The following is a 19,152-nucleotide window of genomic DNA, read 5'->3' as shown; positions in this document are numbered from 1 at the left end:
TTAAAAAAGGAGAATTAATGAAAAAAATACTACTTGGTTCATTTTTAGCTGCTTCAATTTTAGCAAGCAATGCCTTAAGTAAAGAATTTATTCTAGATAAAGCTCATACAAATGTAGCTTTTAAAATCAAGCATTTACAAATTAGCAATGTAAATGGAAATTTTAAAGACTATAATGCAGTGGTTGATTTTGATAGTACTAAATTTGAATTTAATAAACTTCAAGCAAATGTAAAAGTTGCTTCTATAAATACTGAAAATAAAGCAAGAGATGCTCATTTACAACAAGATGATTTTTTCAAAGCAAAAACTCACCCAAACATCACTTTTACTATGAGCAAATATGAAAAAATTTCTAATGAAAAAGGTAAGATGTATGGCTCTTTAAATATTGCTGGTGTAAGTAAAGATATTGTTTTAGATACTGAAATTGGTGGGGTTATTAAAACAGATAGTGGTAAAGAAAAGGCAGGATTTACTTTACAAGGACAAATTAAAAGAAGTGATTTTAAATTTGCTCCAGATACCTCTAGCTTGACACTTAGTGATGAAGTGCAAATAAATATAGAAGCAGAAATTAACGAAAAATAATTTAAAAAGCATTTTACATTAAAGTAAAATGCTTTAACTTAATTTACTTAGCTAACCAACCTTCTTTTTCCCATACTTTTTGCGCTTCTTTGCTTTGTGTAAATTCTATAAATTCAGCTACTTTTGGATTTTTTAAACCTTTTTGTGTTGGTACTATTTCAGCAGCTCTATAAATAATTGAGTTTTTATCTGCTTTTATAAATTTATTTTCTTTCTCACCAACTGCTTTAATCCAATGTGTCCAAATGATTAAAGCATCGATATTTGGATTATTTTTCCACTCATCAACTGCTGCTTTTGAATTCTTAGCATACACTTTGATGTTTTTTCTAAGTTTTTCTAGGTTTTCGATTTTTCCTGTTTTTAAAGCCATATCTTCATACAAGCCAACCTGCCCTGCTCCATCAACCACCATAACATTAACACCATCTTTTAAAAGGTCTTCAAATTTTTTAATTTTTTTAGGGTTATTAGCTCTTACTATCACACCTGAACCTCTAGCATTTAAAACTTGAACATCTTGTATTTTGATTTGTTTTGACATAGCTTTAACAAATCCATCCATCATAGATGTGTTACCAGAATAAATGATATCAGCATCCATTTTAGCTTGTTTGATCCATTTAGGTGTTGGCCCTGCATTAACGATAACTTTTTCTCCGCTTTTTGCTTCAAATTGTTTAGCAAGTTCTTTTAAAACAGGAGCTGGACCGCCTGGGCCATAAACTAAAATTTCAGCATTCAATGCAGCTGCAGCAAATAAACTTAAAAATAAAAATTTTTTCATATTTTTTCCTTTAAATTAATAAAATAAAATTAGAAATATAGCTTTTTAAAGTATATATTTTTTTAATCAAATAAATTAATATTTTTTTCATAGACAAAAAAACATTCTAAAAAGTCTTCTATGTTTTCTTTTATCAAGCAATATCTAAAGTCAATAAAATTTTTTAATTCTTTTAAATTTGTATAAGAAAAATCACAAAATAAAGAATTTTTTAATGCAGTTTTAAAACCCTTAGTGTCTTGAAGTTTTTGTGCTATAAAGTCAAAATCCTCATCATTTTCCACGAGTAAAATCACCCTAGAGCTACATCCAAAAGCACAAATTTCATTTTTTGAGTTTAAAAAATAGGCTTTAAAAAGTTCTAATTTTTTATCATTAAAACTAAAGGGTAATTTTTGACTTTCTATAAATTCAATAAAACTAGCAAAAATATCTGCATAAAAAAATGCAAATTTTAAATCTTTAAAATACAAATTTTTACAAAGCAAACTCGTTTGAAATAAAGATTTTGAGCCTAAAATTTCATATTTACAAGCTTTTAAGGTATGAAAATTTGATTTTAATTTTAAAATAAATTTTTCATCATCAGAACAAAAGAAAGTTTTTTCTTTAGAATTTTTTAAAAGATCAAAATCTAATAAAATATTTGAATTTAAGACTTTAAAATTAAAGGCTTTTGCAAATTTTAATTCTACATGATTGCAATATATAAATTCATAAGATTTTTCTTCACATAAAAATCTAAAAAGCCTAAAAATAGCTTCTTCAAGATCATCAACTTGAAGATAAAACACATCTTTATCTTCAAGATTTAATTTCTCCTCGCTTACTATAACATAAGCTCCAAGTTTTATAGCAAAACTAGCTTGTTCATTATTCTTAGCAAAAAATACACTTGCTTGTTTGACTTTGTTTAAATCTATACTAAAATCATAAACACTAGAAGTTGCTCCATAGTTTAAAACTTGAGCATTAACAAGCTCAATAAAATTAGAAATATTCATCTAGCCTATTAAAGCTCCATTTTCGATAAAGCTTTGTGGACTAATTAAAACTAATTTACCATTTTTTTCTGCACTTAAAATCATACCTTGGCTTTCATGGCCAAAAATTTTAGCTTTTTTTAGATTGGTAATGACACAAACTTGCTTACCTATTAACTCACTAGCTTTATAAAATTTAGCAATACCCGAAAGCACTTGTCTTAGTTCGCCATTTTCAAGTTCAAGTTGAAATTTTAAAAGCTTTTCACTGCCTTCTATATTTTGACAATCTTTTACTAGTGCTACTTTAATTTCAATTTTTTTAAAATCATCAATTTTAATTTGAGCTAAACTTGGCTTCTCTTCTACTTTTTCTTCTTTTTTGTTTTCTTGGGTTAATTCAACTTTTGGAAATAAAGCTTCACATGCACTTGATTTTAAACTGCATAATTGGTTGTTTAAAATTAATTTTTGGTAATTTTCGTTTGAAATTTCAAAATTTAAAGCTTTGGCGATTTTTAAAGCTGTTTTTGGCATAGCAGCTGAAAGTAAAATAGTAACTTTTGTTAAAATATTAGCACATAAAGCTACTAAGGCATTAGCTTTTTGCATTTGATCATTTTTAATTAAATTCCAAGGCTCATACCTACTAATACTTAAATTTGCTAAAGATAAAGCCTTAAAAAGCTCTTCTAAATAGCGATTTGGCTGGATATTTTCTAAAGCATTGATTGCATTATCTAAATACTCTTTACATTCATTTAATTCTTGATTAAAATACAAATTCACATCTTTACAATCAATAATATTTTGAGAATACTTAGCACTCATACCGATAATTCTGTTTAATAAATTTCCAAGCTCATTGCTTAATTCTGCATTGATTCTAGTGATTAATGCTTTTTGTGAAAAATCCCCATCATTGCCAAAAGGAACTTCTCTGAGTAAAAAATATCTAAAAGCTTCTAAACCAAAAGTATCTGCTACTTCTTTAGGTGCTACTACATTGCCTTTAGATTTGCTCATTTTTTCACCATCTTTAGTCCACCAGCCATGCGCTGCTACAAATTTAGGCAAAGGGAGTTCTAAACTCATCAAAAACGCAGGCCAATACACCGCATGAAAACGCAAGATATCTTTACCTACAAAATGAATATGAGCAGGCCATAGATCCATATTTTTATCATCAAGTCCATAACCCAAAGCACTCACATAATTCATCAAAGCATCAAGCCAAACATATACCACATGTTTTTCATCATTTAGTTCTTTTGGAAGCTTTATACCCCATTCAAAACTCGTTCTTGTAATAGAAAGATCTTTTAAACCACCTTCTACAAAGTGGATTAATTCATTGGCCTTATTTTTAGGTAAAATCGGCTCTTTTTCTTTATACCATTTAAGAATTTGATCTTGATATTTAGAAAGCTTGAAAAAATAACTTTCTTCTTTTAAAAGCTGTGTTTTTTTACCACAATCTGGACAATGACACTCATTTACAAGCTGAGTTTGGGTAAAATAGCTCTCACAAGAAACACAATAAAAGCCTTCATAAGTTCCTTTATAAATATCACCTTTATCAAACATTTTTTTAAATGCTTTTTGTACGCTTAATTTGTGATTTTCATCTGTAGTTCTAATGAAATAATCATAAGAAATCTCAAACTCATCCCAAAGTTTTTTAAATTTAGCACTAATTTCATCTGCATATTCTTTAGGGGTAAAATTTCTAGCACTAGCAGCTTGCTCTATCTTTTGGCCATGTTCATCTGTACCTGTTAAAAAGAATGTTTTTTCTCCTTGCAAGCGATAAAATCTAGCCAAAGTATCTGCTATAATCGTAGTGTAAGCATGACCAATATGAGCCACATCGTTTACATAATATATCGGAGTAGTAATATAACGCATTTTAAACCTTTAATTAAAAATCAAATCCACCTTCTTTACCTTTAGACATACTCTTATAAACTGCATCAATATACTCTTTTCTTAAAGAGCACTCAAAAATCATAGAGCAAGGTAAACAAGATTTTAAGTTTTTATCATTTTGACAAGCTTGAAGTTCGTTTTTTTTAACTTCTAAAGCTAGTTCAAATTCATCTTTAACTTCAGTCATTAAAGCCCTTTATAAGCTTGTTTTAGTTTTTCAATTTCATATTTTGAGCCCAAAAAGCATGGTGTACTTGCATGGATTTTTTCAAATTCTAAATCAAGTAAAGAGTTATTTTCTCCATTAGTAGAAAGCCCTCCTGCTTTTTCAAAAATAAAAGCAAAAGGAAATACCTCAAAATATGCTCTTAATTTTCCATTTGGTGCATCACTTGTTGCAGGATATGAAAATAATCCTCCACCTTTGAGTAAAATTTGGTGTAAATCACTTACCATAGCACCTGAATATCTTAAGCGATATCCTTCATCAAATAAAGATTTTATAAAAGCTCTATGAGTATTTGACCAATTTTTTTGTGTCCCACCACTTGCATTTAATTTGCCTTTTTCATTTAATTTTAAATCCTTAACAAAAACAAATTCATCATTTTCATTTAACCTATAAAGCTTAGGAGTATCTATGCATACTATAAGCTCTAAACGCACACCATAAATAGCATAAACTGCCGCTTTTAGATTTTTTGTACTAGCCTTTTGCTCATAAATAGCAAAAATAGAACCTATAGCAAAATTCACATCTACCAAAGATGAGCCATCTAAAGGATCATAAGCAACAATGTATTTTTCATTTTCATTGATTAATAATTGCTCTTGTTTTTCTTCACTAATTAAGCTTTTTATACCTTTGCTTTGCTTTAAAATTCTAGTGATGATCTCATCACTTTTTACATCGAGTTTTAATTGATTATCTCCAGTAGCATTTTGAGAAGTAGTATAATCAAAATCTTTTAAATATCTAAGTTCTTTTGAAATTTCAATCACTGCTTTTTGCATATCGTTAATTAATTCTTGCATATTTTACCCCTATACTTTTTTTGAATTTTTTAATATAAAATCACAAATACTTTCTAAATCATCCAAATAAAGCCAAGTTAAATTTTTATTTTCGATTTTCTCATAGCTTGCAATAGCCTTAGAATAAGCAAAATAGCTCTCATCTACTTCTTTGCAAAAAACACTAATTCTTGGCATATCTAAGGTTTTTAAGCCCTCTATAAATAAAAAATCAAATTCCCCTAGTTTGAAAATAGCTTCATCTAAAGTACTTAGAGAATGTGTAAATAAAGTTGTTCTTGTAGGGCTTAAAACCATTACATCAGCACCACTTTGAAAAAATTTAAAACTATCTTTTTTTGCTATATCAAAACTTGCTTTATCTTTTGGATCATGTTTTATAATACATACTTTATAATTTTGTTCCATAAAATATTTAGCAACTTGGGTTATTAAAGTTGTTTTACCTGAATTGGAAGGCCCACTAAAAGCCATTGCTAATCTTTTCATAACTTCCTTAAATCAAAGAAAATAAACAAAATTATATCTTTTTAAAAGTTAAAAGCTTATAATTATAAAAAAATTAGGAATAAAATATGAAAAAAATTTATATGATTATTTTTTTAACACTTATTTTTACTGCATGCTCAAATAAAACCCAAAAACAAAGTGAAATCGATTTAAAAAGTCAAACTCTTATGTATGCACAAAAAATCAATTTTAATTATAAAGATAATAGAGTAGTAGCTTTGTTAAGTTATCTAAATCCTGTATTAGATGAAAAAAGCCAAAAAGAAGTTTTTGTGCTTAGTTTTTTACCAAATATCAATATCAAACAAGAACAAATTTCAATACTCATAGATGGAGAAAAAACTAACTTAAAAGCCTTAGATCAAAATGATGAGTTGTTTAAATATATCATCAAAAGTGATTATGCAAGTTATTACAAAATCACCCTTGATGAGTTGGTACAAAAACCTATTTTAAAACTTGATTTGTGTTTTGAGAATCAGTGTTTTGAGTTAAAGTTTCAAAAAATTTCGAAATCGGTGTATTATCGTTCAGAAGATGCAAATACACAATATAATTAGCTAAAACCTTTTTAGCATACACCCTACTTTCTGCATAAGGAACAAGCTCCATAGATAAAAATGGCTCGTACTTTCCTGCTCTAAACATATCTTCTCTTTTGAGCATTCTAGTGGTAAATCCTATACCTCCATTATAAGCATAAGCCACAAATACCGGAGAATTAAGCTTAGATTCTAAATAATCTAAATGATGATTTGCAAAAGTATAAGCTGTTTTTGGGTCAAAAAGCATATCTTGGTCAAAATTTGGAATTTGCAATTCTTTATTGCCTATATGATTAGCTAAAAATGGAATAAATTGCATAATACCTAAAGCATAAGAGGTTGAAATAGCTGTTGGGATAAAACGGCTTTCTTGTCTAGCTAAAGCTAAAATCATAGCCTTTCTTTGTGTAGAATAATCTTTTAAATACTCAAAATAAGGCATAATAAAATAATGTTTTTTAAAACCCTCAGCTCTTTCTTTAATATAAGCATAAATAGCGATATTTTCTTTAGTATAAAAATCTTTTGCAAGCTTTTCTAGCTCATTAGGAGCACCTTTTGCAATTTCTTTTGCAAGTTTTTGCCAAGCAAAAGGATCTTTCATATCAAAGTCATTTTTTTGTTTTTTTGGCTTTAATTTTTCTATTTTAGGCAAAGGCAAGCCTTTTAACTCTCTTGCATAAAGACTATAAATATTTAAAGAATCACTTTGAGCAAGCTCATCAAGATACTTTTTATCTTGAGTGATTAAATAAATCCAAAAATTTGCATTATCTACTAAAGGCTTGCTTTTAAAAGTATCTTTTGCTACTTGGAAAAATTCCAGTGCTTTTTTATCGTCATTTTCTAAAATAGCATTCACTCCCAGATAAAAAGCATTATCTTGAAAAGTTAAATTTGCATCCACATTGACCAAAGATTTTCTTATCAATGGACTTTTTTTCTTAATGATAATTTCTTTTACAAAATTTGTAAATTCTTTTTCTTTTACTAACTCATCAACAAAATCTTTTTCTAAGAAAAAATCCTTTTTATCTTTTAAAAAGCCATAAATTTTATAAAAATTTGCACTATCATAATTTAAAACCGTATAACTTAGAGGATCTTTAGCATTAAAAGCTTCTAAAAGCTTTACTAAATTTGGATTATCTTGTGGAATAATTTTTTTCATCTCATTACGCGTTGAAGTATTAAGATCTTGTATAAAAGTTAAACTGTTTAATCTTATAAGCTGACAAGTAGCATTAGCATCTAAGATATTTTGCGCATTAAATTTATAACAAGCTTCATATTTTTTATTATATCCCAAAGGCGGAATGATCGTTTCAATAGCATTTTTAATACGCCCTGCATAACGATAAATATGTTCTTTTAAACCCTCAACTTCTTCTTTTTTAAATTCATTTTTTTCTAATAAACGATATAAATAATAATCCTTAGCTAAAGAATTTGGTTTTTGCTCTAATTCTTTATAAGAATACATAGCACTATTTGCAAAAACTACTCCAGCTAAGAGTAATACCACACTTTTTTTCAACACTTATAAACTTCCTAAAATTAAATTTGATAAAAATATTTGTATAAATTTAAGCCCTAAAATAATAATCAAAGGTGTTAAATCAATACTTCCTATAGTAGTAGGGATAAATCTTCTTACAAAAGCATAAGCAGGATTAGTTAAACGATATAAAATTTGTACTATAGGATTATATGGATCAGGCCTTACCCAAGAAATTAAAGCAGCAATAATTATAATCCATACATAAATTTCAATCACTAAAGAAAAAATTTGCACCAAAGACACAATCAAACTTGTTCCAACTCCCATTTTACTCCTTTATAATTTCTTTAATAAAAGGCTTGATTAAAGTATAAATTTCACTCATTTCAGGTCCGTGAGTAGTCCCTGTTAATACTAAACGCAAAGGCATAAAGAAATTTTTACCTTTTAAATTTGTTTTTTCCATTAAAATCTTTTTGAACTCATCATATTCTTGAGGTAAATCCAAATCTTTTAAAATCTCTTTAATCAACTTACACTCATTTTCAAATTCATTATAATTTTTAACTGCAAAAATAGCTTGTATTTTTTCTTTTATCTCATTTAGCGTGCTAGCCTCTTGAGTATAAAATTTTGCAAGCTCTGCTACATCTTTGCCTAAATTTAACAAAGAATTTAATTTATCATTATCAAGCATTTTTATATGCTCACGGTTAATTTGCATCAAGCGCTTAGTGTCAAATCTAGCAGGAGATTTTGAAACTTTTTTCAAATCAAACCATTCTATAGCTTCTTCTAAAGTAAAAATCTCTTTTGGAGTTTTATTGCCTAAAAGGATTAAATAATTTGCAATAGCACTTGCTAAATATCCATTATCAAGCATCCATTTTACACTAGAATGAGCCTCTCTTTTGCTCATTTTAACACCTTCTTCATTTAAAATGATAGGTAAATGTGCATAAGTCATGCTTTTATCATAACCCAAACTTGCTCTAATATGCTCTTGCTTAGGAGTATTTGAAACATGATCTTCTCCCCTTATAATACAAGTAACACCTTCTAGCATATCATCAACCGCACAAGCAAAATTATAAGTTGGGGTTTTATCTGCTCTCATAATCACAAAACTATCAATATCTTCAGGATTAAAACTAATCTCACCTTTAATATAATCAGTAAATTTCATTTGAGATTGAGGTTTTTTAAGACGGATTACAAAAGGTTTTTCGCAATTTAACACATCAATATCTGCTAATTTTTCACAAGTACCATCATATCTATATGCTTGATTTTTACTTTTAGCTAATTCTTTTTTATGAGCTAACTCATCCTCAGTACAAAAACAAGCAAAAGCTTTTTTTTCACTTACTAGCTTTAAAGCCATTTGACGATGAAATTTCAAATTCTCACTTTGTACATAATAATGCTGCCAAGTTATACCAAATTCTTTTAAAATAGCTTTTATTTCCTCTTCTTTTCCAGCAATATTTCTAGCATTATCCGTATCTTCAATACGCAAAATAAAATCTGTATTTTCTTGTCTTGCTTTAATATAATTAAACAAAGCTGCTCTTAAATTTCCAATATGCATATCTCCAGTAGGCGATGGTGCAAACCTATACATTATTTATCCTTTTAAAACTTTTTTATCATTATACAATTAAATACTTGCTATTTATTTTAAAAAAACAAAGTTCACACAAAATTCACTCAATATTTATATGATTTCACAAATAATTCAATTTAAAGGATAAAAAATGAAATTAAAAATAGCTTTAGTGGCATTAACTCTAGCAAGTTGTGTTTTTGCAAGAGATATGGTTGTAGGTGTAAATGCTTTACCGGCAAATTCTAAAAATTTTATACAAAAACATTTTACAGGCTCAAACATAGCTTTAGTTAAACAAGATATTGATAGTTTTGATGTTTATTTAGACAATGGAACTGAACTTGAGTTTTTTATCAATGGAGATTGGAAAGAAATTGATGCAAAATACAGACCAATTGATACTTCTTTTTTAAGTCCAAATGTTTTAACAACGATTAAGAAAATGCACCCAAATGCAAGTATAATTAAAGTTGAAAAAGAAATTCAAGGTTATAAATTTAAACTAAATAATATGATGGAAATTTATACTGATGTAAATGGAAATTTCTTAGGACAAAAATTTGATGATTAAAAATTAAGCTAAGCTTTTGCTTAGCTTTTATAAGAATTTAGAGCAAGCTCTTGTATATTATAATTAGCAACTCTCTCATAAGTAAAGCCTTTTTTCTCTAAAAAAGTAAGTAAAATTTTCTCCATTTTTTCTAAAGCACTCAAGACTTCTTTTGAAAGTTTAAAACTCAATGGTTCTATGCGCTTTGGCACACAGGCTAAAATTTGAGTTTTAGGCAAATCTCCCATAAGCTCCATGTATTGTAAAGTTTGAAGCATTTCAACCTCATGTGCACTACCACTCCAATTAACTTTTTTGGGCATTGCATCATAAGGAAAGAAAAAAATATCTCCGATCTTAGCATCATCTGCTGCAATACAATCAATCACAACCATTTCATCATATTCAGCTATAATATAACTAAGTTGTAAAGCCAAAGTTCCACCATCTACAAAGCTTACTGAGTCTTTTTCGTGATAAAACTTATAATTTTTTTCTAAAAGTTTGCAAAGATGAACGCCTAAGCCCTCATCTGCAAACATAATATTACCAATACCTAAGATTAGAAGTTTCAATGATTTTCTCTTACAAATTTATAACCACTAAAGATAGCATCTAAAGCACCATCTTTACCTTTAACTGAGTTAAACACAGCCATATAAATATGCACTGGAACAAAAATCAACACAATCCACATTAAAATTCTATGGTAGGTTCTAACATCGGCCAATCCACCTAACATTACTTCAATAGGTCTTAAGATGTTATATAAAAATCCACCCAAGCCTTCATGATATACATGCATATAAAGGATTAATCCTGTTAAGATAAGTCCAAACATAACAAGATAAAAGAAAAAATAAGTTACAAATTGCAAAGGATTATATACACCTTGCAAATGCGGGTGCTTTCCTAAGAAAATGTAAAATTTAATCTGCTCTATCCATAATTTTACATTAAAAATATCTTTTATGCTTTTTCTCTCACCATCACTTTTTGAATCAAAAAAGAACAAATATGTTTTAAAAATCACACAAGCTATTAAGATAAATCCAAAAATTTGGTGTACCATACGGTATTTTGCCTGCATAAATAAAGTTGGTTCAGATGAAATAGATGGAGATTGAAACACATAAGAAATATAATATCCAGTCCCTACTAAAATCACGATCGCAACTGCTCTTAACCAATGTGTAAAACGAAGGCCAATACTAAATTCGTATTCAGCCTTTCTATTTGATTTTAAGGAATGTTTAGAATCCATACTAAAGTCCTTTCCTTATAAATTTACATTAACTTTATACTCGCTAAGATTATTGCCTTTAGTATCCATTACATGCACAGCACATGCTATACAAGGATCATAAGAGTGAATAGCTCTTATTACCTCTAAAGGCTGTTTAACATCAGCTAGTTTCATACCGATAAGACATTGCTCATAGCTACCACCTACTCCATTTGCGTCTTTTGGACTTGCATTCCAAGTAGAAGGTACTACTGCTTGCCAATTTTCAATTACACCATTTTTAATTCTACACCAATGACTCAACGCACCACGAGGCGCACTTCCCATAAATCTACCTTTGTATTCTTTGTTTTTATCAATTACATAAGTAGCACAAGTGCTTTCATCTGTTTTTAAATTTTCAACCAAAGAATTAAATGCTTTTAAACCATGATCAGCAATGATTTTAGCTTCAATCGCTCTAGCACCCGTTCTTCCTAAAGTACTCATAAGTGCTTTAACTGGTAAATTCGTAGCTTTTAAGAATGAATCAACCGCTTCTACTACGATTTTATTACCCTTAGCATAATTTACTAAAATATTTGCTAATGGTCCAACTTGCATAGGTAAATTTTCATATCTTGGAGCTTTAATCCAGCTGTATTTACCTTTAGTATCAAATACCTTACTATGAACTATATTACCTTTATCATCAATGCTTTCACCATCAATTAAGCCTGTATAGTTTGGATTAGTTTTGCCATCATAAGGATGTAAAGCTTCATTATCTGCATACCATGATCTTGTAGCTTCTTCAGTGATTTTAGCTTCATCTACTTCTTCAACCTTACTCAAATCACCATTTCTAATAATACCACCTTCAAACAGCCACTCATCGCTAGAAACTTGGAATTCTTTTTCGGTGTAGAAATTATTTACCCCTACATCATTTAACACACTTGCTTCTTTAGAATAAGCTTTTGCAGCCATTATGATATCTGGATAATAAGCACGATTAATAAAATCAGCTACTTCTTGGAATTTAGTCATATATTCAGCCATTCTTGATGGGTTTAAAAGATCCATAACACAAGTCACACCACCTACTGTTAAGCTTTGTGGATGAGGATTTTTAGCACCAAAAATCGCCATAGCTTGAGCTATTGTTCTTTGAATTCTTAAACATTCTAAATAATGTGAAAGCGCAATAAGGTTTTGCTCAGGAGTAAAGCGATAAGTTGCGTGTCCATAATAAGCATTTGCAAATGGTCCAAGATTTCCTTTATCTACAAAGGTTTTTAGTCTTTGCTGTACTTCTAAAAGTTTATCTGCACCTGTTGCATAAGGCATATCGGTGTATTTAAACGCTTCATCACTTGCTTTTTTTACATCAGCACTTAAAGCACTTACAACATCAACAAAATCAAGCCCATGAAGTTGATAAAAATGCACCACATGATCATGCATGTATAAAGCTGCATTCATTAAAGTTCTAGTTAAAACAGCATTTAATGGTGGGGTAATACCTAAAGCATTTTCTACCGCAATAATCCCTGCTCTATAGTGTGAAAAAGTACAAACACCGCAAATTCTTTGAGTTAAAAAGCCTGCATCTCTTGGATCACGACCTTTTACAATAGTTTCCAAACCTCTCCATAGAGTTGATCCTGAATATGCTTCTTTAATGACATTATTTTCATCAACCACCACTTCAACTCTTAAGTGTCCTTCTATTCTAGTAAGTGGATCTATAATAATTCTTTTTGACATTCTTAATCCTTATTCTTTTCTAATGAAGCAATCACAGCATGCGCAGCAACAGCAACACCTGTTACACAAAGCACACCTATACCAATTTTATCTGAAATACTATCAGCACCCAAACCATAAACAGTATCAAATAATCTTCCTGCCATCACTTCTTCAAAAGGCCCCATAGTATCCCAAAAATCTGGTTCAGAACAACCTATACAACCATGTCCAGCTTGGATTGGCCATGAAGTATGTTGATTAAATCTTTCTCTTGAGCAATTATTAAAAGTATAAGGTCCTTTACAACCTACCTTATAAAGACAATATCCCTTTTTTGCCCCTTCATCACCAAATTGTTGCACAAATTCACCCGCATCAAAGCGTCCTCTTCTTTCACAAAGATCATGAATTCTTAATCCATAAGCCCATTTTGGTCTATTATAAGCATCAAGCGCTGGCAATGTTTGATACAATATATAATGAATCACATTACCTATAATGTTTTTCTCGCTTGGAGGACAACCTGGAACGTTAATAACTGTTTTATTTGTAACTTTACTTAAACTCACAGCATTACTTGGATTAGGTCTAGCAGCTTGAATACCACCAAAAGCTGAACAGGTGCCTATAGCAAAAATAGCCAAAGCATTATCACAAGCTTGAACTGCTATTTGCTTGCCTGTTTTACCGTGTGGTCCTATGGTTAAAAAGTTTTCTGTAGCACCTGTTGGTATACCACCTTCTACCATTAAAATATATCTACCTTTATATTTTTCCATAGCAGCTTCAAGATTATGCTCAGCCTGCCAACCTGCTGCACCCATTATAGTTTCATGATATTCTAAAGAAATATGATCAAAAATTAAACTATCAATAGTAGGAGCATCACTTCTTAATAAACTCTCAGAACATCCTGTACATTCAGCCATATGAAGCCAAATCACTGGAAGTCTATCACTAAGCTCAGCAGCTCTTGCAACTACTGGAGTAAAACTAGCAGGTAGTGCTAAAAATGCAGTCATTGCACTAGCCCATTTCATAAAATCTCTTCTTGAAAAACCTGATTGTTCTAAGACTTTAGAGATAGAAATCTCATTTTTCAAAAGAGGAAGTTTTTCTAATGCGTCTAAACGGCGATTAAAAATATCTAAATCACTCATTTGTTGTTCCTTAAATATAGAAATATCATTAAAGATTTTAAAACATTTATTGTTAAGAATAGATAAAAAATAATATTTTTTTAAACAAATATACGAAGTATTTACAATTTAATGTTAATAGGATAATTTTACTCTAAAATAAGCAAGTATTGCACTTGCTTATTGTTTAATGATGACAATCTCATCATCTTTAGAATCTATAATAATCTCATCATTTTCATTTAATTCATCAGATAATATCATATCACTTAATTTATCTTCTACCATGTCATATAAAGCTCTTTTTAATGGTCTTGCACCAAAATCAACATCAAAACCAACCTTTGCTATTAACCTAGCAGCATTATCGCTCAAGCTTGCTTTAATACCTCTATTTTCAAGACTTTTTTGCAAGGTATTAAAAAGCAATTTAACTATTTTTTCAGCTTCACTTTCTCCCAAAGGATTAAAAGTAATAATATCATCCAAACGATTTAAAAACTCAGGTCTAAAAAAGCTTCTAAGAGCTTCTTTAATAGCTTTTTCTCTTTCTTCGCCCTTTAGCTCCATGATAAAATTTGCACCTATATTAGAAGTTAAGATAATGATAGTATTAGTAAAATCAACCGTTACACCTTTACTATCTGTAGCCCTACCATCATCTAAAATTCCCAAAAGTATATTAAATACATCCTTATGAGCTTTTTCTACTTCATCAAATAAAATCACACTATAAGGCTTTCTTCTAACAGCTTCGGTTAGTTCCCCGCCTTCTTCATGCCCTATATACCCTGGAGGTGCACCTAAAAGTCTTGATACGCTATGTTTTTCCATAAATTCACTCATATCAAAACGCACCATAGCTTTTTCATCATCAAATAAAAATTTAGCCAAAGCTTTAGCACTTTCTGTCTTACCTACTCCAGTTGGCCCTAAAAACAAAAAGCTTCCTATAGGCTTAGTTGCTTGATTTAGCCCTGCTTTATTACGCTTAATAGCTTTAGCCAAGGCACTTAAAGCCTCATCTTGCCCTATGACGCTTTCTTGTAAATACTCTTGAATGTGTAAATATTTTTGCTTTTCAGAAGTAAGCATTTTTTGCACGCTAATACCCGTCCATTTACTTAAAATACTAGCTACTAAATCCTCATCTACTTGGTTTTTAAGTAAAACTCCTTTTTGGGTCATTTGTTTCCATTTTTCCTCTAAATTTAATACCTCTTTTTCGCACTCTAAAATTTTGCCATATTCTATTTCAGCAGCCTTTTGGAAATCTCCTTTATTTTTAGCTAAAATAGCTTCATTTTTTAAAGTATCGATTTCTTTTTTCTTTGCACTTATGCCATTAAATACTGCTTTTTCATTTTCAAATTTAGCATTAAGTTTGATTTGCTCTTCTTTTAAATTTGCTAATTCTTTTTTAATCTCTTCTAATCTTTTTTCATTAATTTCATTTTCTTCCATTTTTAAAGCTTCATTTTCTACTTCTAAGCTTTCAATTTGTTTTCTAACCTTTCTTAAAGAATTTGGCTCACTTTCTATTTGCATTTTTAATTCTGCTGCGGCCTCATCAATTAAATCAATCGCCTTATCAGGTAAAAATCTATTAGCTATATAACGCTTAGATAGTTTTGCAGCTGCTACCAATGCACTATCATTAATAGTTACATTATGATGAATTTCTAATTTCTCTTTTATACCTCTTAACATTGCTAAAGCTTCATTCACGCTAGGTTCAGCTACATTTACAGGTTGAAATCTTCTTTGCAAAGCCGCATCTTTTTCAAAATATTTTCTATATTCTTTTAAGGTTGTAGCGCCTATAGTATGAAGCTCACCTCTTGCTAAAGCAGGTTTTAAAATATTTGCCGCATCCATACTTCCTTCATTTGCACCTGCACCTACAATGGTGTGAATTTCATCTATAAATAAAATTATATTTTTGTGTTTTATTACTTCATTTACAACAGCTTTTAATCTATCTTCAAATTCACCTCTGTATTTTGCTCCTGCTATTAAAGCACTCATATCCAAGGCTATGACTTTTTTATTTTGCAATGAAGTAGGAACATCTTTTTTTACTATTCTTTGTGCTAAAGCTTCTACTACAGCAGTTTTTCCTACCCCTGGCTCACCTAATAAAATAGGATTATTTTTAGTTTTTCTGATTAAAATTTGCATTAATCTTTGAATTTCTTCTTCCCTGCCTATGACAGGATCAAGTTCATTGTTTTTAGCTTTCATAGTCAAATCAATACCAAATTTAGACAAAGAATCAAGCGTTTCATCGCTTGTTTTGGTTTCTATTTTAGCTCCAGCTCTAATAAATTCTAATTCTTTTTTAAATTCATTTAAATCTACAAATTTAGATAAAAGTTCTTTAATAACCCCGCTCGTACTTTCTGAGACAAGCCACATATCCACAGCCAAATAGCTATCTTTGTTTTCTAAAGCCAAGCCTTTTGCTTTTTCTAAAGAATTAATAAATTCATTTGAAAATTTAATATTATCTTTATTTACATTTGAGCTAGTAGGAAAAGATGAAATTTTACTTTTTACTTCTAGCTCAAATGCCTCTTTAGAAACATTTAGTTTATTAAAAACTTGATTTAGCAAGCTTGAACTATCAACACTTAAAGCCCATAATAAATGCAAAGGTTTTATTTCACTATTCTTAGAATGAATGGCCAAAGAAATCGCACTTTCTATATTTGAAAGCATAGAATCTGTTAAAAAATCTTGTATATTTGCCATTTTTACTCCTTTTTTACTTTTATATGAGATGTATTATATAACTTTAGTCTATTATTGTCAAGTTTATTTAGTTATATTTATAAATAATTTTTTATATAAACACACTAATATAATAAAAATATTTACTTTATTTACGATTTTTTAAGCAAAAATAACTAAAATTAGATAATTATTTTATAAATTCATATTTATTTTGGAGTTTTTCCTTTGAAGACAAAAAGAAATCTTATTATCGCAGCTAGCATTTGTAGTTTAGTAGCCGCTTCTTTTATTTTTACTAATTTACAAGCTAAAAACCCCGCTCCTAGTGAAGCAGAAAAGAAAATAGAAGCTTTATCTAAACTCACAAGAACCATGTCCATCATAGAACAATACTATGTTGATGATGTTAATTATACAGATTTGGTTGATAAATCCATAGCAGGCTTACTAACAAATTTAGATGCTCATTCTTCTTTCTTAGATGAAAAAGGTTATAAAGAACTTAAAGAGCAAACTAATGGAGAATTTGGTGGACTTGGCTTTACTATTACGCAAAAAGATGGAGCAATTAGCGTTGTAGCTCCTATAGAAGGAAGTCCAGCAGATAAAGCAGGCATTAAAACTGATGATATTATCTTAAGAATTAATAACGAATCAACCTTAGGTATGACTTTAAATGAAGCTGTTTCTAAAATGCGCGGAGAACCCAAGACAAAGGTCACTCTAACTATCTATAGAAAAGGCGATGCAAAACCATTTGATGTCAATTTAAAAAGAGATATTATAAAAGTAGATAGCGTTTATACAAAATTAATCGAAAATGAAAACTTGCTTTATTTAAGAGTGACTAATTTTGATAAAAATGTCGCAGATGAAGCTAGTAAAGCTATCAAAAAACATTCTAATGTAAAAGGAATTATACTAGATCTTAGAACCAACCCAGGTGGTATTTTAAATCAAGCTGTAGGCTTAGTAAATCTTTTTGTAGATAAAGGAGTCATTGTCTCACAAAAAGGAAAAATAGAAAATGAGAATGTAGAATTTAAAGCAAATCCTAGTAAAAAAATCACCAACGCACCTTTAGTAGTGCTTGTAAATGGTGGTAGTGCGAGTGCAAGTGAGATTGTAAGCGGAGCTTTACAAGATTTCAAACGTGCTATTATCATAGGCGAAAAAACATTTGGAAAAGGTAGTGTGCAACTTATATTACCTATGGATGAAAAAGGCAAAGAAGGCTTAAGACTTACTATAGCAAAATATTATTTACCAAGTGGTAGAACCATACAAGCTGTCGGGGTTAGTCCTGATATAGAAGTATTCCCAGGAAAAGTAAGTAAAGAAGAAAATCATGGCTTTGAAATCAAAGAAAGCGATCTAAAAAAACACTTACAAGCTGAACTTGATAAAATCGGACATCAAGAAAAGAAAAAAGATAATAAAGAAGATAAAAATATCATCACCAAAGAACAAATTGATAATGATATACAATTAAAAACTGCAATAGATGCAATCAAAATTTTAAACATCACAAAAGGAGAGTAAAATGGCAACAAAACTAGATCTTTTATACGAGGGAAAAGGTAAAAAAATGTTTAAAACTGATGATGAGAATTTACTCATCACGGAATTTAAAGATGATTTAACTGCTTTTAATGCAGAAAAAAGAGGTAATGAAGCGGGAAAAGGTGCGTTAAATTGTAAAATTAGTACTGAAATTTTTCATCTTTTAGAAAAAGAAGGTATTAAAACACACCTAGTAGAAACTATCAGCGATAAAGAACAAATTGTAAAAAAATGCAATATTATACCTATTGAAGTTATTACTAGAAATGTAGCCACAGGATCTTTAACAAAAAGATTGGGCATTAAAGAGGGTACGATTTTACCTTTTGCTGTAGTTGAGTTTTGTTATAAAAATGATGATTTAGGCGATCCTATTATCAATGATGAGCATTGTTTGATTTTAAATTTAGTAAAAAGTGAAAAAGATTTAGAATTAATAAAAAACATTGCAAGACAAATCAATTCTATCTTGGTTAAATTCTTTGAATCTAAAGGTTTAAGATTGATTGATTTTAAATTAGAATTTGGTATTGATAGTGAAGGAAATATGATACTAGCTGATGAAATTAGCCCTGATAGTTGTAGATTTTGGGATAGCAAAACTAATGAAAAATTAGACAAAGATCGCTTCAGACAAGACCTAGGTAATGTAAAAATGGCCTATGAAGAAGTATTAAAAAGAATTCTAAGTTAGGAAA

The 19,152-nt window shown here is 29.5% G+C and carries 19 protein-coding genes; 5 read left to right on the top strand and 14 right to left on the bottom strand.

The window, feature by feature from the left end; genetic code table 11:
* The first annotated feature begins 17 nt into the window (after window positions 1-17).
* Window positions 18-590, top strand: a complete 573-nt coding sequence (locus tag CAMP5118_RS01945; protein ID WP_337216479.1) for a YceI family protein — start codon at window positions 18-20, stop codon at window positions 588-590.
* Window positions 591-633: 43 nt separating this feature from the next.
* On the opposite strand, the gene CAMP5118_RS01940 is transcribed toward CAMP5118_RS01945, so the two are convergent.
* From CAMP5118_RS01940 to mobB, 6 genes are all read right to left on the bottom strand, one after another.
* Window positions 634-1,377, bottom strand: a complete 744-nt coding sequence (locus CAMP5118_RS01940; protein WP_337216478.1) for a substrate-binding domain-containing protein — start codon at window positions 1,375-1,377, stop codon at window positions 634-636.
* Window positions 1,378-1,439: 62 nt separating this feature from the next.
* Window positions 1,440-2,381, bottom strand: coding sequence for a hypothetical protein (locus tag CAMP5118_RS01935; protein ID WP_337216477.1), 942 nt, complete (start codon window positions 2,379-2,381; stop codon window positions 1,440-1,442).
* The gene (gene metG, locus CAMP5118_RS01930) at window positions 2,382-4,268 is read right to left on the bottom strand and encodes a methionine--tRNA ligase (protein ID WP_337216476.1); all 1,887 of its coding nucleotides are present in this window, start codon (window positions 4,266-4,268) and stop codon (window positions 2,382-2,384) included.
* A 13-nt stretch (window positions 4,269-4,281) separates the two neighbouring features.
* The gene (locus CAMP5118_RS01925; RefSeq protein WP_263702588.1) at window positions 4,282-4,476 is read right to left on the bottom strand and encodes a hypothetical protein; all 195 of its coding nucleotides are present in this window, start codon (window positions 4,474-4,476) and stop codon (window positions 4,282-4,284) included.
* Complete coding sequence (locus CAMP5118_RS01920) at window positions 4,476-5,324, bottom strand: class 1 fructose-bisphosphatase (protein ID WP_337216475.1); 849 nt, start codon at window positions 5,322-5,324, stop codon at window positions 4,476-4,478. Before CAMP5118_RS01920 ends, CAMP5118_RS01925 begins: the two co-directional genes overlap by 1 nt.
* Window positions 5,325-5,333: 9 nt before the next feature.
* Window positions 5,334-5,813, bottom strand: a complete 480-nt coding sequence (gene mobB / locus CAMP5118_RS01915) for a molybdopterin-guanine dinucleotide biosynthesis protein B (RefSeq protein WP_337216474.1) — start codon at window positions 5,811-5,813, stop codon at window positions 5,334-5,336.
* 86 nt (window positions 5,814-5,899) lie between these two features.
* On the opposite strand from mobB, the gene CAMP5118_RS01910 reads away from it, so the two are divergent.
* A complete protein-coding gene (locus CAMP5118_RS01910) occupies window positions 5,900-6,394 on the top strand; it encodes a hypothetical protein (protein ID WP_337214675.1) in 495 nt (164 codons plus the stop codon).
* Here the strand turns inward: CAMP5118_RS01910 and CAMP5118_RS01905 are convergent.
* Genes CAMP5118_RS01905 through gltX form a run of 3 tightly spaced genes read right to left on the bottom strand, consistent with a single transcriptional unit; the run spans window position 6,282 to window position 9,504 of the window.
* The gene (locus CAMP5118_RS01905) at window positions 6,282-7,919 is read right to left on the bottom strand and encodes a lytic transglycosylase domain-containing protein (RefSeq protein ID WP_337216473.1); all 1,638 of its coding nucleotides are present in this window, start codon (window positions 7,917-7,919) and stop codon (window positions 6,282-6,284) included. The genes CAMP5118_RS01910 and CAMP5118_RS01905 overlap by 113 nt on opposite strands.
* Window positions 7,920-8,207 carry a YggT family protein gene (locus tag CAMP5118_RS01900; protein WP_263708357.1) on the bottom strand — a complete coding sequence of 96 codons (288 nt, stop codon included), beginning with the start codon at window positions 8,205-8,207 and terminating at the stop codon, window positions 7,920-7,922.
* A gap of 1 nt (window position 8,208) precedes the next feature.
* Complete coding sequence (gltX, locus tag CAMP5118_RS01895; RefSeq protein ID WP_337216472.1) at window positions 8,209-9,504, bottom strand: glutamate--tRNA ligase; 1,296 nt, start codon at window positions 9,502-9,504, stop codon at window positions 8,209-8,211.
* Window positions 9,505-9,637: 133 nt separating this feature from the next.
* On the opposite strand from gltX, the gene CAMP5118_RS01890 reads away from it, so the two are divergent.
* Window positions 9,638-10,060 carry a PepSY-like domain-containing protein gene (locus tag CAMP5118_RS01890; protein WP_263708355.1) on the top strand — a complete coding sequence of 141 codons (423 nt, stop codon included), beginning with the start codon at window positions 9,638-9,640 and terminating at the stop codon, window positions 10,058-10,060.
* A gap of 20 nt (window positions 10,061-10,080) precedes the next feature.
* On the opposite strand, the gene CAMP5118_RS01885 is transcribed toward CAMP5118_RS01890, so the two are convergent.
* From CAMP5118_RS01885 to CAMP5118_RS01865, 5 genes are all read right to left on the bottom strand, one after another.
* Window positions 10,081-10,614 (bottom strand): HyaD/HybD family hydrogenase maturation endopeptidase, encoded by a 534-nt coding sequence (locus CAMP5118_RS01885; RefSeq protein WP_337216471.1) that lies wholly within the window; start codon window positions 10,612-10,614, stop codon window positions 10,081-10,083.
* Window positions 10,611-11,303: a Ni/Fe-hydrogenase, b-type cytochrome subunit gene (gene cybH, locus CAMP5118_RS01880; protein ID WP_263663354.1), complete on the bottom strand. Its 693-nt coding sequence runs from the start codon at window positions 11,301-11,303 to the stop codon at window positions 10,611-10,613. The genes CAMP5118_RS01885 and cybH overlap by 4 nt, the downstream gene beginning before the upstream one ends.
* A gap of 15 nt (window positions 11,304-11,318) precedes the next feature.
* On the bottom strand, window positions 11,319-13,034 hold the full coding sequence (locus tag CAMP5118_RS01875) for a nickel-dependent hydrogenase large subunit (RefSeq protein WP_337216470.1): 1,716 nt from the start codon (window positions 13,032-13,034) through the stop codon (window positions 11,319-11,321).
* 2 nt (window positions 13,035-13,036) lie between these two features.
* Window positions 13,037-14,176 (bottom strand): hydrogenase small subunit, encoded by a 1,140-nt coding sequence (locus tag CAMP5118_RS01870; protein ID WP_337216469.1) that lies wholly within the window; start codon window positions 14,174-14,176, stop codon window positions 13,037-13,039.
* Window positions 14,177-14,335: 159 nt separating this feature from the next.
* The gene (locus CAMP5118_RS01865) at window positions 14,336-16,909 is read right to left on the bottom strand and encodes an ATP-dependent Clp protease ATP-binding subunit (RefSeq protein ID WP_337216468.1); all 2,574 of its coding nucleotides are present in this window, start codon (window positions 16,907-16,909) and stop codon (window positions 14,336-14,338) included.
* 207 nt (window positions 16,910-17,116) lie between these two features.
* On the opposite strand from CAMP5118_RS01865, the gene CAMP5118_RS01860 reads away from it, so the two are divergent.
* Together CAMP5118_RS01860 and purC are read left to right on the top strand one after the other, a co-directional pair.
* Window positions 17,117-18,433 carry a S41 family peptidase gene (locus tag CAMP5118_RS01860; RefSeq protein ID WP_337216467.1) on the top strand — a complete coding sequence of 439 codons (1,317 nt, stop codon included), beginning with the start codon at window positions 17,117-17,119 and terminating at the stop codon, window positions 18,431-18,433.
* A gap of 1 nt (window position 18,434) precedes the next feature.
* Window positions 18,435-19,148 (top strand): phosphoribosylaminoimidazolesuccinocarboxamide synthase, encoded by a 714-nt coding sequence (purC, locus tag CAMP5118_RS01855; protein WP_149062286.1) that lies wholly within the window; start codon window positions 18,435-18,437, stop codon window positions 19,146-19,148.
* Window positions 19,149-19,152 lie beyond the last annotated feature (4 nt).

This window comes from Campylobacter sp. LMG 7929 (assembly GCF_024723595.1).
In the GTDB taxonomy this organism is placed as follows: Bacteria; Campylobacterota; Campylobacteria; order Campylobacterales; family Campylobacteraceae; genus Campylobacter_D.
This window is presented reverse-complemented; position numbering and strand designations above follow the sequence as displayed.

What these genes read in the sequence shown, in the direction of transcription:
- CAMP5118_RS01945 (WP_337216479.1), top strand. Translation starts at nt 18, where the DNA reads ATGAAAAAAATACTACTTGGTTCATTTTTAGCTGCTTCAATTTTAGCA.
- CAMP5118_RS01940 (WP_337216478.1), bottom strand. Translation starts at nt 1,377, where the DNA reads ATGAAAAAATTTTTATTTTTAAGTTTATTTGCTGCAGCTGCATTGAAT.
- CAMP5118_RS01935 (WP_337216477.1), bottom strand. Translation starts at nt 2,381, where the DNA reads ATGAATATTTCTAATTTTATTGAGCTTGTTAATGCTCAAGTTTTAAAC.
- metG (WP_337216476.1), bottom strand. Translation starts at nt 4,268, where the DNA reads ATGCGTTATATTACTACTCCGATATATTATGTAAACGATGTGGCTCAT.
- CAMP5118_RS01925 (WP_263702588.1), bottom strand. Translation starts at nt 4,476, where the DNA reads ATGACTGAAGTTAAAGATGAATTTGAACTAGCTTTAGAAGTTAAAAAA.
- CAMP5118_RS01920 (WP_337216475.1), bottom strand. Translation starts at nt 5,324, where the DNA reads ATGCAAGAATTAATTAACGATATGCAAAAAGCAGTGATTGAAATTTCA.
- mobB (WP_337216474.1), bottom strand. Translation starts at nt 5,813, where the DNA reads ATGAAAAGATTAGCAATGGCTTTTAGTGGGCCTTCCAATTCAGGTAAA.
- CAMP5118_RS01910 (WP_337214675.1), top strand. Translation starts at nt 5,900, where the DNA reads ATGAAAAAAATTTATATGATTATTTTTTTAACACTTATTTTTACTGCA.
- CAMP5118_RS01900 (WP_263708357.1), bottom strand. Translation starts at nt 8,207, where the DNA reads ATGGGAGTTGGAACAAGTTTGATTGTGTCTTTGGTGCAAATTTTTTCT.
- gltX (WP_337216472.1), bottom strand. Translation starts at nt 9,504, where the DNA reads ATGTATAGGTTTGCACCATCGCCTACTGGAGATATGCATATTGGAAAT.
- CAMP5118_RS01890 (WP_263708355.1), top strand. Translation starts at nt 9,638, where the DNA reads ATGAAATTAAAAATAGCTTTAGTGGCATTAACTCTAGCAAGTTGTGTT.
- cybH (WP_263663354.1), bottom strand. Translation starts at nt 11,303, where the DNA reads ATGGATTCTAAACATTCCTTAAAATCAAATAGAAAGGCTGAATACGAA.
- CAMP5118_RS01875 (WP_337216470.1), bottom strand. Translation starts at nt 13,034, where the DNA reads ATGTCAAAAAGAATTATTATAGATCCACTTACTAGAATAGAAGGACAC.
- CAMP5118_RS01870 (WP_337216469.1), bottom strand. Translation starts at nt 14,176, where the DNA reads ATGAGTGATTTAGATATTTTTAATCGCCGTTTAGACGCATTAGAAAAA.
- CAMP5118_RS01865 (WP_337216468.1), bottom strand. Translation starts at nt 16,909, where the DNA reads ATGGCAAATATACAAGATTTTTTAACAGATTCTATGCTTTCAAATATA.
- purC (WP_149062286.1), top strand. Translation starts at nt 18,435, where the DNA reads ATGGCAACAAAACTAGATCTTTTATACGAGGGAAAAGGTAAAAAAATG.